Source organism: Aeromonas rivipollensis, from assembly GCF_010974825.1.
In the GTDB taxonomy this organism is placed as follows: domain Bacteria; phylum Pseudomonadota; class Gammaproteobacteria; order Enterobacterales; family Aeromonadaceae; genus Aeromonas; species Aeromonas rivipollensis.
This window is the reverse complement of record NZ_JAAILA010000011.1, coordinates 17,390-30,501: the sequence shown is the minus strand read 5'-3', so window position 1 is coordinate 30,501 and position 13,112 is coordinate 17,390. Positions and strand designations below refer to the sequence as shown.

The 13,112-nt window shown below is 59.6% G+C and carries 9 protein-coding genes and 1 pseudogene; 4 read left to right on the top strand and 6 right to left on the bottom strand.

What is annotated here, in order from left to right; all coding sequences use genetic code 11:
• Window positions 1-194 precede the first annotated feature (194 nt).
• Both G4923_RS07845 and G4923_RS07840 read right to left on the bottom strand, forming a co-directional pair.
• Window positions 195-1,274: an ATP-binding protein gene (locus G4923_RS07845; protein ID WP_163136464.1), complete on the bottom strand. Its 1,080-nt coding sequence runs from the start codon at window positions 1,272-1,274 to the stop codon at window positions 195-197.
• Entirely contained in the window at window positions 1,271-1,999 is a 729-nt protein-coding gene (locus G4923_RS07840; RefSeq protein ID WP_163136462.1) for a response regulator, read from the bottom strand. Before G4923_RS07840 ends, G4923_RS07845 begins: the two co-directional genes overlap by 4 nt.
• A gap of 155 nt (window positions 2,000-2,154) precedes the next feature.
• Here G4923_RS07840 and G4923_RS07835 point away from each other — a divergent pair, with 155 nt between their 5' ends.
• The 4 genes from G4923_RS07835 (at window position 2,155) to G4923_RS07815 (ending at window position 8,428) form a co-directional block, all read left to right on the top strand.
• Window positions 2,155-3,312: an efflux RND transporter periplasmic adaptor subunit gene (locus tag G4923_RS07835; protein ID WP_163136460.1), complete on the top strand. Its 1,158-nt coding sequence runs from the start codon at window positions 2,155-2,157 to the stop codon at window positions 3,310-3,312.
• A gap of 14 nt (window positions 3,313-3,326) precedes the next feature.
• A complete protein-coding gene (locus G4923_RS07830; RefSeq protein ID WP_163136458.1) occupies window positions 3,327-6,452 on the top strand; it encodes a multidrug efflux RND transporter permease subunit in 3,126 nt (1,041 codons plus the stop codon).
• Window positions 6,453-6,568: 116 nt separating this feature from the next.
• Window positions 6,569-6,985 carry an MFS transporter gene (locus G4923_RS07825; RefSeq protein ID WP_205597024.1) on the top strand — a complete coding sequence of 139 codons (417 nt, stop codon included), beginning with the start codon at window positions 6,569-6,571 and terminating at the stop codon, window positions 6,983-6,985.
• Between the two features lie 234 nt (window positions 6,986-7,219).
• Window positions 7,220-8,428, top strand: a complete 1,209-nt coding sequence (locus tag G4923_RS07815; RefSeq protein ID WP_103859016.1) for a tyrosine-type recombinase/integrase — start codon at window positions 7,220-7,222, stop codon at window positions 8,426-8,428.
• A 45-nt stretch (window positions 8,429-8,473) separates the two neighbouring features.
• Here the strand turns inward: G4923_RS07815 and G4923_RS07810 are convergent.
• The 4 genes and pseudogenes from G4923_RS07810 to G4923_RS07795 form a co-directional block, all read right to left on the bottom strand.
• Window positions 8,474-8,977, bottom strand: a pseudogene (locus G4923_RS07810) (tetratricopeptide repeat protein); the annotation flags it as partial.
• Window positions 8,978-9,595: 618 nt separating this feature from the next.
• Window positions 9,596-10,546 carry an IS1595-like element ISKpn3 family transposase gene (locus G4923_RS07805; protein ID WP_005342491.1) on the bottom strand — a complete coding sequence of 317 codons (951 nt, stop codon included), beginning with the start codon at window positions 10,544-10,546 and terminating at the stop codon, window positions 9,596-9,598.
• Window positions 10,547-10,649: 103 nt separating this feature from the next.
• Complete coding sequence (locus tag G4923_RS07800; protein WP_085044655.1) at window positions 10,650-11,630, bottom strand: IS5-like element IS5 family transposase; 981 nt, start codon at window positions 11,628-11,630, stop codon at window positions 10,650-10,652.
• A gap of 93 nt (window positions 11,631-11,723) precedes the next feature.
• Window positions 11,724-12,992: an IS4-like element ISApu1 family transposase gene (locus G4923_RS07795; protein ID WP_011191342.1), complete on the bottom strand. Its 1,269-nt coding sequence runs from the start codon at window positions 12,990-12,992 to the stop codon at window positions 11,724-11,726.
• Window positions 12,993-13,112 lie beyond the last annotated feature (120 nt).

Genomic DNA, 13,112 nt, shown 5'->3' with positions numbered 1-13,112 from the left:
ACGCGGTGAGATGGAGGAAGAGCATGGCGTGGGCGAAGGGACGGGAGCTGAAAACTCACAGACCAGAAAAAGCCATCCCAATCAATCGGATGAACTTGGGTATGTGGAGAAGGGCATAACCTCGCTCATCCATCGCTGCGGATCAGGCTTCCCGCACCACACCCGCAACAGATAAAGGAGGAGGCTGGCAGGAGTCATGGCCTGTCGTCAGCGGCCAGGATGGGCCAGGAAAGCAGGAATGTGGTGCCGCCCCACCCGTTGGGCTGGCAGAGGGCACTGCCGCCGTGGGCCTCGGCAATGGCCTTGACCACGGCGAGCCCGAGCCCGCTGCCGCCGCTCTTGCGCGAGCGCGACGGATCCCCCCGGCGAAACGCATCGAAGATATAGGCAGCAACCTCCTCGCCGATGCCTGGACCTTCATCTTCCACGCTCAGAGTGCACAGGGCACCCGAGCGTTGCAGGCGCACTGTCAGCATGCCCGGCACCGCGTGCTTCTGGGCATTTTCCAGCAGGGCCATCAGGGCCTGACGGATGCGAAGTGCATCGCAACAGACATGAAGTTCGGCATCGAGCTCCCGCTTCAGCATGAAACCGCTCGCGGCCAGGGGGCTGGCAAAGGCGTCAAGCACCACACTGAGCTCGTCTGCCAGACTGACCTCTGAGCGTTGCAATTCCAGGTGGCCACTGTCGTTGAGACTGAGTACCCGCAGGTCTTCGATCAGGTGGGTGAGGCCCTCCACCTGACGCAACAAGCTTTCGAAGAGTTCGCGCTCTGGCAAAAATACCCCTTCGGCCAGCCCCTGCAGGCGGCCGCGCAAAATGGTCACGGGAGTACGCAATTCGTGGGCGATGGCGGCATTCCAGAACTCCCGCTCGCGGGTCATGCTCTGCAGCCGCTCGGCCATGGTGTTGAAGTCGCGCACCAGTTGCGCCGTCTCCCCTATTGCCTGTTCATCGATCGGCACGCGGGCGTCGAGCCTGCCCTCTGCCACCTCTCGCAGGCTGTTTGCCACCGAGTTGAGGGGGGTCAGGATGCGGCGAGAGAGGCGCGCCGCCACGTACAGCGCCATCCCCAAGGCGATGAGAATGGTAGAGCCGACCCAGATCATCTCCACCCTCGAGGGTATCCAGCTCTCGGAGATGCTGCCGGGCAGGTAGGTCACGGCGATGGCATAAAACACATAGGTGCCGATCACTGCGAGGGAGATGATGCCAAGCGCCATCAGGCCCAGGGCGTGGATGATCTGCCTGCGCAGGCCTGGTGCCGGTTTCATGCGTCGCCACCGAAGCGATAACCGACCCCCCAGACACTGGCAGGTACCCCCTGGATGCCGTGGGCCTCGAATTTCTTGCGCAGCTTGCTGATGTGGCTGTCCACAGTGCGTTCCTGGGTATCCCCTTCGGGCAGGCAGTGGGTCAGCAGCTCGGCGCGGCTGAACACCCGTTTCGGCGCCCGCATCAGGGAGGCGAGCAACTTGAACTCGGTCAGGGTCAGCTCCAGCCGCTGTTGCCCGTCATCGCGGCAAATGCTGGCTTCGTGACTCTCCAGATCGATCTGGAAGGGGCCGACCCGCAGCACCCGGGCAGTGGCGGGGGTTGCGGCCTTGGTGCGCCTGAGCACGGCCTGAACCCGGGCCACCACTTCGGCCGGGTTGAAGGGTTTGACCACATAGTCATCCGCCCCCATGCGCAGCCCCATCAATTTGTCGAGGTCCTGGTCCAGGGCGGTCAGCATGATCACAGGCGTGTCGCCACGGGCCCGGATCTCGCTGAGCACCTGCCAGCCATCGAGCTGCGGCATCTGTACATCCAGCAGCAGGAGATCGGGCTTGAATGCCTGGTGCATGGCCAGGGCTTCGCGGCCATCGGCGGCATGAAGAGTACGCAATCCGTGACGTTGCAGGTAAGCGGCGAGGATGTCGGCGATCTCGGCTTCATCCTCTGCAATCAGTACCAGTGACTGGGCCGCCGGGCTGGCGGAAGCAGGAAGATACGACATGGTCGGACTCGAAAATGGTGGGCTTGAACTTTATCACCGCCTCCATGGATTCTCCACAAAGCCTCGAATCATTCGCAATAGCCCCTCTCCATAATGCCCGCTCGATGTGCTCTCGCGGCAACAGCACGCCGGGGAGACGGTTTAACTAGGTGAGTATGATGTTTGTCAAACAGCGGTATGCGGGCACCCTGCTTGCAGTCATTGCCGTATTCGGGTTGGCGGGTTGCGATGGGGCGCCGCAAGCGCAAGATGCGCCGGCCCCCCTCCAGGTATCGGTGATGACGCTGGCAGGAGAAGATCTTGTCATCAGCGAGGATCTGCCCGCCCGGGTGGCGGCGCTGCGCAGCGCCGAAATTCGGGCCCAGATCAGCGGCATAGTGCAGCGCCGCCTGTTCGAGCAGGGCGCCGAGATCAGCGCGGGTACAGTGCTGTTCCAGATAAACCCGGCCCCCTTCAAGACAGACGTCGACAGCGCCGCCGCGGCATTGCAGCGGGCCGAGGCCGTGCTGGCGCGCGCCCGCATCCAGGTTGACCGCCTGGTGCCGCTGCTGCGCACCGAGGCCATCAGTCGCCAGACCTATGACGACGCCCTCTCCCTGCGGGATCAGGCGGCCGCCGACGTGGCCCAGGCCCAGGCGACCCTGGCACGGCACAAGCTGAACCTGCAATTTGCCAGCGTAGAGGCCCCCATCGCCGGGCGCATCGATCAGGCCCTGGTGAGCGAAGGTGCCCTGGTGTCGCCGACCGATGCCACCCCCATGGCCAGGATCCAGCAGATCGATCAGGTCTATGTCGATGTCCGCCAACCGGCCTCTGTGCTGGAAACCCTGCGCCAGCAGGCAGGCTCAACGGCACCTGAACTGGCGGTGGAGATCCTCGGCAGCGATGGCAAGCCGCTCGGCATGCAGGGGCACATCCTCTTCTCCGGCATCGAGGTGGATGCCGGGACCGGCGACGTGTTGCTGCGAGTACTGGTGGATAACCCGGAGCGGCGCCTGTTGCCCGGCCTCTACGTGCAGGCCCGCATTCCCCGGGCTCACTACGCCAGCGCCCTGAGCGTGCCCCAGCAAGCCCTGGTGCGCACATCGGGCCAGACCAGCGTGTGGGTGGTGGATGGCCAGGGGCAGGCACAGCAGGTGCCGGTCAACACCGCTGAACTGGTGGCGCGCCAGTACCGCATCGCGTCCGGGCTCAGCGCCGGGCAACGGGTGGTGATCGAAGGGATCGACCGCCTGACCCCGGGGGCGCAGGTCATTGCCCATCCCTGGCAACCACCCGCCGTCAGCCAGCAGGCTGATGGTGGCATCCGCTGAATCGGAGACATTCCATGCCGCAGTTTTTTATTCATCGCCCGGTATTTGCCTGGGTGATCGCCCTCTTCATCGTGCTGGCGGGGGTCATCGCCATCCCCAAGCTGCCCATCTCCCGCTATCCCTCGGTGGCGCCGGTGTCGGTGACCCTCTATGCCACCTATCCGGGCGCCACGCCGCAGACCCTGAACGATGCCGTGGTGAGCCTTATCGAGCGCGAGCTGTCGGGGGTGAAGAACCTGCTCTACTTCGAGTCGTCGGTGGATGCCTCGGGCAGCGCCCAGATCACCGCCACCTTCAAGCCGGGCACAGACCCGGATCTGGCCCAGATGGACGTGCAAAACCGCATCAAGGCGGTCGAACCTCGCCTGCCGCAAGCGGTGCGGCAGAACGGTCTGCAGGTGGAGTCCGCCTCTTCGGGTTTTCTGATGATGGTCGGCATGACCTCGCCGGATGGCCGCTTTGATGAGGTCGCCCTGAACGACTACATGGCGCGCAATATCGTTCAGGAGCTGCGCCGCATCGACGGCGTGGGACGAGTGCAGCTGTTTGGCGCCGAGCAGGCCATGCGCATCTGGGTGGATCCGGGCAAGCTCTCCGCCTATGGGCTGACCATAGGCGAGGTGGCGCAGGCCATCGAGCAGCAGAACGTCCAGATAGCACCGGGGCGCGTCGGTGACGAACCCGCCCTGCCGGGACAGCGCCTGACGGTTCCTCTCAGGGTACAGGGGCAGCTGACGGCGCCGGAGGAGTTCGCCGCCATAGTGCTGCGGGCCGGCGCCGATGGCGCCAAGCTGGTGCTGGGTGATGTCGCCAGGGTCGAGCTGGGGGCGCAATCTTACACCTTTTCCAACCGGGAGAACGGCGTGGCCGCCACCAGCGCCGCCATCCAGCTCTCCCCTGGCGCCAACGCCGTGCGCACCGCCGATGCGGTGCGCACCCGTCTCGCCCAGCTCGCCCCTACCCTGCCGGCGGGCATGGTCTACTCGATCCCGTTTGACTCGGCCCCCTTCGTCAAGGTCTCCATCGACAAGGTGATCCACACCCTGCTGGAAGCCATGGTGCTGGTGTTCCTGGTGATGTTCCTCTTCCTGCAGAACCTGCGCTACACCCTGATCCCGGCCATAGTCGCCCCCATCGCCCTGCTCGGCACCTTCGCGGTGATGCTGCTCGCCGGTTTCTCGATCAACTCCCTGACCATGTTCGGCATGGTGCTGGCCATCGGCATCATAGTCGACGACGCCATAGTGGTGGTGGAGAACGTCGAGCGCCTGATGGCCACCCGGGGACTGTCACCCCGAGAGGCGACCTCGCAGGCCATGAAGGAGATCACCGGGGCGGTGATCGGCATCACCCTGGTGCTCACGGCTGTGTTCATCCCCATGGCGTTCGGCAGCGGCTCGGTGGGGGTCATCTACCAGCAGTTCACCCTGTCGATGGCGGTGTCAATCCTCATTTCGGCCTTCCTCGCCCTGACCCTGACGCCGGCACTGTGCGCCACATTGCTGCGTCCGGTCAGCCCGAGCCATCATGAGAAGCGCGGCTTCTTAGGTGCCTTCAACCGGGGTTTCGAGCGGCTCACCGCAGGCTACTGCGCCCGGGTGACCCGGCTGGTCGGGCGCAGCGGACGCATGATGGCGGCCTTCGTTGCCCTCTGCGCCGTGCTGGCCATCGCCGCCGCCCAGTTGCCCTCCTCATTCCTGCCGGACGAGGATCAGGGCTACTTCATGACCTCCATCCAGCTGCCGACCGGCGCCACCAGCGAGCGCACCCTGGCGGTGATCAAGGAGTTCGAGGCCCATGTGGCCTCTCGAGAGGCGCTGGACACCAACCTGGTGGTGCAGGGCTTCAGCTTCTCCGGCGCAGGCCCCAATGCCGCCATGGCCTTCACCATGCTCAAAGACTGGGATCAGCGCCATGGTGCCACGGCCGCCGAAGAAGCAGAGCTGGCTCAAGCGGCCATGGCCAACAGCAGGGAAGGCACAGTGATGAGCCTGTTGCCACCGGCCATCGACGAGTTGGGCACCTCTTCGGGTTTCACGCTCTTCCTGCAGGACAGGGCCAATCGGGGGGAAGCCGCGCTGCTGGCCGCCCAGGCGCAACTGCTGACGCTTGCCGCCGACAGCAAGGTGGTGAGCGATGTCTACCCTGACAGCCTGCCCCCCGGCGAGAGCATTCACCTCGAGATCAACCGGCAGAAGGCCGAGGCCATGGGGCTCTCGTTTACCAGTGTGAGCAGCACACTGTCGACCGCGATGGGGTCGCTTTACGTCAACGACTTCCCCAACGGCGGACACATGCAGCAGGTCATTCTGCAGGCCGACGCCAAGGCACGCATGCAGCTCGACGACGTGCTCGGCCTGCGGGTGCGCAATGCCAGCGGCGGCATGGTGCCCCTGCGGGAGGTGGTGACACCGGTATGGAGCGAATCCCCGCAGCAGATGATGCGCTTCGAGGGCTTCCCCGCCGTGCGTCTTTCCGGGAGTGCCGCACCCGGGATATCCAGCGGCGCCGCCATGGAGGAGATGGAGCGCCTGGTGGCGCAATTGCCGCAAGGCTTCGCCCTGGCCTGGACGGGGCAGTCGTTGCAGGAGCGTCAGTCAGCGGCCCAGGCCCCCATGCTGATGCTGCTGTCGGCGCTGGTGGTCTTCCTGGTGCTGGCGGCGCTCTACGAGAGCTGGTCGATCCCGCTGTCGGTGATGCTGGTGGTACCGCTGGGGTTACTCGGCACCGTCGCCGCCGTGATGCTGCGCGATATGCCCAACGACGTCTTCTTCAAGGTGGGCATGATCACCATCATCGGTCTGTCGGCCAAAAACGCCATCCTCATCGTCGAGTTTGCGCGCCAGTTGCACGCCGAGGGGCGCACGCTGATAGACGCGGCTGTGACTGCAGCACGCCTGCGTCTTCGCCCCATCCTGATGACCTCGCTGGCCTTCACCCTGGGCGTGGTGCCGTTGATGCTCGCCAGCGGCGCCAGCGCGGAGACCCAGCATGCCATCGGCACCGGCGTGTTCGGCGGCATGATCAGCGGCACCCTGCTGGCCATCTTCTTCGTGCCGGTCTTTTTTGTCTTCGTCATCGGCACCCAGGAGCGCTTTCAGGTCTGGCGGGCCCGGCGAGTGCACAGGGGGGAGCAATGATGCCAGTGTTGCAGCCCACCTTCCTGCCCTGCGGCCTGAACGAGGGCAGCCAGACAGCGGGGGTTGAGGTCAGCGCAGCCAGCCCCGTTCATTCATCATTACGGAGGAGTCAATCCATGTTCTCTGACACCCAACGCCGCTGGCTGGTGCTGCTGGCCGTCATGCTGGCCTTCCTGCCGGTGGTCATCGACATGACCATATTGCACATAGCCGTGCCTTCCCTGACCCAGGCCCTGGGCGCATCCGCGACCGAGGTACTGTGGATCATCGACATCTATCCGTTGCTGATGGCGGGGCTGCTGGTGCCCATGGGCACACTGGCGGACCGCATCGGCAACCGGCGTCTGCTGCTCACCGGGCTGGTCATCTTCGGGGTCTCTTCCCTGCTTGCCGCCTTTGCGCCGACGCCCGCCATGCTCATAGGCGCGCGGGTGCTGCTGGCCCTGGGGGGCGCGATGATCATGCCCTGCGTGCTTGGCACCATACGTCGCACCTTCGAAGACCAGGATGAGCGCGCCATGGCGCTGGGCTAGTGGCACGCGAATACGAAAAGGCCCATCTCAATCAATGATTGAGATGGGCCGTATAGATGGCGGAGGAGGTGCCCGCCGTAATTAAGTCCAATCAACTCCACACCAATCCAGCAAGCCATTTACTATCAGTATATTAGAAACAAACACAGTCCAATCCATCCCAATCACATATTACCACTGCGCATGCTTGGTGGCATACTGAGTGGCATATTCAATTCTCAAGGAGGTTACCTGATGGCAATCCTCACCGATACCAAAGCCCGCAACATCAAGCCTGAAGATAAGCCCCTTGCTCATGGTGGCGTCACCGGGTTGACGCTACACCCCTCTACCATCAAGGGCAGAGGAAAGTGGGTGTTCCGCTATGTCAGCCCACTGACGAAGAAACGACGTAACGCTGGCCTCGGGACTTACCCCGAGATCTCTATCGCTGACGCTGCTCGAGACGCCCAGGCAATGCGGGAACAGCTGGCGAATAATCTGGACCCACTAGAGATCCGGCTGCAGGAGCAGAACAAGCCGAAGATCCCGACGTTGGAAGCATCCGCCAGACTCGTCTACGAAAGCTTGTTACCTGGTTGGAAGAACCCAAAACACGGCAAGCAATGGATCACCACATTGGAACAGTATGCCTTTCCTGCAATTGGCACTATCTCCATTGATACCATCACCCCAGCTCATATCGCTTCCGTTTTGCAACCGATATGGCTGACGATCCCGGAAACGGCAAGCCGTGTTAAACAGAGGCTACACGCAGTCATGGCTTGGGCATGGGCCCATGGCTATACCTCTGCAAACCCAGTGGATGTGGTAAGCCACCTATTACCGGCTCAACCCAGCAAATCTGTGCGTGTAGAACACCAGCCTGCAATGCCTTGGCGTGATATCCCTGCATTTGTGCAAAAACATCTGAGAACAACGCAACAGTACGATGTAACCCGCTCCATGCTGGAGTTCTTGATCCTGGCTGCTTGCCGTTCAGGTGAAGTCAGAGCCATGAAGTGGTCAGAAGTCGATTTGGAGGCAAGGGTCTGGACTTTGCCTGCCGAGCGTATGAAAGCCAAACAACAACATCGTGTTCCGTTATCTCTTCGTGCCGTCGAAATCCTGAAAGGGTTAAGGGGATTACATGACGAGTTGGTATTCCCATCCCCCAGAGACCAAGTACCGCTCTCAGACACAGTGTTGACGATGTTTCTGAGAAGAGCCAAAGCAGGGAGTTGCACACCTGGCCGAATGGCCACTGCTCATGGCTTTCGTTCTAGCTTTCGAGACTGGTGCAGCGAGCAGGGCTATGCGCGGGATCTCGCTGAACGAGCATTAGCTCACACAGTGCAGAACAAGGTAGAAGCCGCCTACCACCGCACGGACTTGCTGGATCAGCGGCGTCCAATGATGGATGCGTGGGCTGAGTTTGTATCCGGTAATTCACCAACTGAATAAGAAGGAAGCGGCCCACCAAGGCCGCTTCCTTCTATGTTCTTTTTTTTAGCTTTTCTTAGCCGTTGATGACATCTTGCCAAACCAGTGCTCAGAGAGTTTCTGCGCTTGTTTGACTTCCGGCTTGGTCATCGCGGCCTCGAGTTCATCACGGGCCCGTACAGCCTCAGGCATTCCTTCTGTCGCCGCCAGTGACAGCCAAGCATAAGCATGCACCCGGTTACGAGGTGCCCCCAAGCCTTCCTCACGCAATGTCCCCATTCGGTATTGGGCTTGGCGGTCGCCCTGCTGGGCCGCTAGGCGATACTGCTTGAGAGCAAGCGCGTAATCCTCTTTTCCCCCTTGTCCCAGACGCAGCATTTCACCGTAGGTGTACTGGGCGAGAATGTGTCCTTGTTGGGCGGCCTTGGCATAACTGGCTCTGGCCTGCGCCAGTTCACCTTATTTATGCTGTAAATCCACCAGCTCGAACAACGCCTTGGGTACGCCACCGTCAGCAGCCTTCCCTAACCAATAGATCTGCTGTTTCCGGTCTACCTGCAGCACCCGCAGTAGATACTGCTGCCCACCCTTGCTGGGTACTCGTTGCTCATCGAACACAACGATCCCGGACAACGCTCGAACCCTGGCAAAATCTCGCTCTATGGACCAAGGCGAGACGCCAAACACGTCTGCGGCTTCACGGGCGCTGATTGCTCGCGGCTGTTCGTGCAGCCAATGTGCTTACTTGCAAGTAACGCGGCAAAGGTGGATTCGGATTGATAGACATGTAATTCCGTCATTACGCTGGGTGATGGGTAGGCACATTGGACTACCCATGGAGCAATTTGTTCAGGTAATCACAATAAACTTCCTGGCTAACTACTTGTCAGCAAGGCTTGGGCTTCGTCGCGTATCGCACAATATCGCTGTGTGAGGAGTGATCGTTTTTCAACTCGCCAACCGCCATATTTAGCTAGCCAGCGCCTGGGGCAACGTGGATCCCAACTATCAATGGCTTCGCGTAATCGCGCATCCAAATCGGTACGCTCTGCGTCTAAGGAAGGTGCGAATAAGCGGGGAAATTCTTCTCGGCTGACTCAGTCATTTCATTTCTTCATGTTTGAGCCGTTTTTTCTCCCGTAAATGCCTTGAATCAGCCTATTTAGACCGTTTCTTCGCCATTCCTGATTACCCATGACCCTCAGCCAGCTTCAAGAGCCGATATGGCATCGGAGGGCTTGCCACGACTGCATGCCCCAATTCAACCAACATGCTCTTGAGGTCAAAACGATGATTAAACCGGAAGCAGTATTCCGCAAGATGCCTTGGTAAATGCTTCGCTCCGAGCGTATGGCAACTGCCCCGCAGCGAGTTTTTCACATTTCCTATCATCGTGTTTACCCAGTTGAATGCCGGATGATCCAGCCAGTCCAGGTTGCCCCCGGTGACAACACCCAGGTGCTCACAATTGGCCTCCTTGACCGCTTTGAAACAGGCCAATCCATCGGATATCACCGCGCTACCACTGGCAATATGCCGTTTTGCCCAATCAGCAACGGACTTGGTTTTGAAACCATCGACCACCGTCATCCGCATCTTGATTGGATGTCCTTCCTTGTTCAGGGCCACTGCTGCCACAAACGGCGTCTTGCCTGCCGCGCCCCGACCCCGTTTGCCACCACGGCGCTCGCCACCCCAGTAGACATCATCGAGCTGAATGATGCCGCTGATGGGCTGCTTGTCATCGGACTCTTTCATGGCTTGCAGCAGCTTGTGCTTGAGCATCCAGGCGGTGTCATATTTGACGCCCAACTGGCGCTTTAGCTCCATCGCTGACAAGCCTGTTTTGGTTTGTGACAACAGGTGCATTGCCAGAAACCACTTGGTCAGTGGGAGCTTGGTGTTTGCGAAAATCGTATTTCCAGTCAATGACATCTGGTGACGGCAGTGATTGCATTGCCACACACGTGGCCGCCTTCTCAGGCGACAACAGGTCTTGTTGGCACATTCAGGGCAGACAAAGCCGTTAGGAAAACGCCAAGTGAACAGCGCATTTTCGCACTGAGCCTCAGTGCCATAGTCCTTGAGAAACTCAAACAGGCTGTAGCCTTTCTGGAATTGGATTTTGCTTTTGGCCATGATCTCGCACCTCGATAACTGTACGTAAGATCAGTATAGTTCGTGGTAACTGACTGCTAATCATGGGTAATCAGGTCGCCATTTAAGGCGTTATTCCCAGTTTTTAGTGAGATCTCTCCCACTGACGTATCATTTGGTCCGCCCGAAACAGGTTGGCCAGCGTGAATAACATCGCCAGTTGGTTATCGTTTTTCAGCAACCCCTTGTATCTGGCTTTCACGAAGCCGAACTGTCGCTTGATGATGCGAAATGGGTGCTCCACCTTGGCCCGGATGCGGGCTTTCATGTATTCGATGTTGATGGCCGTTTTGTTCTTGCGTGGATGCTGTTTCAAGGTTCTTACCTTGCCGGGGCGCTCGGCGATCAGCCAGTCCACATCCACCTCGGCCAGCTCCTCGCGCTGTGGCGCCCCTTGGTAGCCGGCATCGGCTGAGACAAATTGCTCCTCTCCATGCAGCAGATTACCCAGCTGATTGAGGTCATGCTCGTTGGCCGCGGTGGTGACTAGGCTGTGGGTCAGGCCACTCTTGGCATCGACACCAATGTGGGCCTTCATGCCAAAGTGCCACTGATTGCCTTTCTTGGTCTGATGCATCTCCGGATCGCGTTGCTGCTCTTTGTTCTTGGTCGAGCTGGGAGCCTCAATGATGGTGGCATCGACCAAGGTGCCTTGAGTCATCATGACGCCTGCTTCGGCCAGCCAGCGATTGATGGTCTTGAACAATTGGCGGGCCAGTTGATGCTGCTCCAGCAGGTGGCGGAAATTCATGATGGTGGTGCGGTCCGGCAAGGCGCTATCCAGGGATAACCGGGCAAACAGACGCATGGAGGCGATTTCGTACAGAGCATCTTCCATCGCGCCATCGCTCAGGTTGTACCAATGCTGCATGCAGTGAATGCGTAGCATGGTTTCCAGCGGATAAGGTCGCCGGCCATTACCAGCCTTGGGGTAAAACGGCTCGATGACTTCCACCATGTTTTGCCATGGCAGAATCTGCTCCATGCGGGACAAGAAAATCTCTTTTCTGGTCTGACGGCGCTTACTGCTGAATTCACTGTCGGCGAAGGTAAGTTGATGACTCATGATGAACCCTGTTCCATGGCTCCAGATGACAAACATGATCTCATATCAGGGACTTGTTCGCACCTTCCCTAAGTCTTTTACATGTACAGGACCTTAAGCGGCGAGTCCATTTAAAACGCCTTCCAAGGTCCTGTTCTGTATCGACTTTCTCTGCTTGGTTCGGCAGGCGTTCTTGGCCAAATAATCGGCAGCCCATTCCAATCTTTCCCTTATTTCTGTCAGCGCCCTATGGGCCACTGCTTCCAATAGCGGTAGCCACCACGTCGCACTGTTCTTCGACGCTTTCAGCATCGATAGCGCCCCACTCATCACACTCTGCGCGACCCGTCTCTTCATCACCAGCGACAGCAGGCTCGTCCACACCAACCCCTCGGCAATCGCTTTCTCGCCCGTCACAAACCCCTTGAGCCGGTTGTGCGATTTCCACTCTTTAAATAACAACTCCACCTGCCAACGGCAGCGATACAGGCTCATCACCTGCTCTGCTGACCATGCTGCTCGCGGTAGGTTCGTCATCCACAGACAGAACCGCTTTTCCTCAGCAAACCAGCGCCGGATCAACCGGTACTCGACCTGGCCGGACTTCACCACCATATCCAGTACCTCGGCCCGACAGCGTCGCCGTCCGGCCTCTCTCAGAGATAGTCCCGCCAGCTTGGGTACTTCCCGTCCATCACCGCGCCAGGCTTGGATTATCTTGGGGTTCAGGCTTTTCGTGCCGCGCACCAGATAAAATCCGCCAGCGTCGTTCACCTGCTCAAACCAAGCCCTGTCAATGTAACCTGCGTCAGCCAGCAGCAGGCAGTTGGTCAGCGTGTGGGCTTCAGGCAGAAATTGCCGTTCCCCTGCGGTATCGGCAGACACACTCATGCACAACGGGCTCTGCTCCGACAGTGACATGGTCATATGGCACTCGATAGCTGCCGGACTGATGGTCTTGAACCGGCCGGGAAAATCAGCAGCAAGGCGCCGATGCACCGCAAAGGAGGTGCCATCGTGCAGTAACACCTGCTTGAACGCGCCGAGGGAGGCTGCTTTGAGTTGATGGTCGATACGCAAGGCGATGGCCCGCTCGACCAGGGCTTTCATAAACAGGGCAAAGCTCTCTTTGCGCAGCTGATTGTGAAACGGTTTGTAAGAAACCTGATGGGTGTTTACCAGTTGCAAGGCATTGAAATGGCGGTGTAAACCGGCAATGTCATTGACCTGGTCGCCTCCCATGGCCCGCAGCAGTGCAGGTACGAGCATGGCTGGGGTAATGGCACGCTGACGCAGACAAAACTTGCAGAGCCGAGCAATGCGCTCGAGTGCGGCGGGAGCCAAGAGTTGCTCCAGATAGTAATTAGCGTTGATAATAGTCATAGGCTTCGCGCGTGTTGATTTTGTTTGGCGATAAAATCAGATCACAAACGAAGCCTTTTTTATATCTATTTCAATTGGTTGCCGCTAAAGATCCTGTACATGAGTGAGGGTTATGGTGGC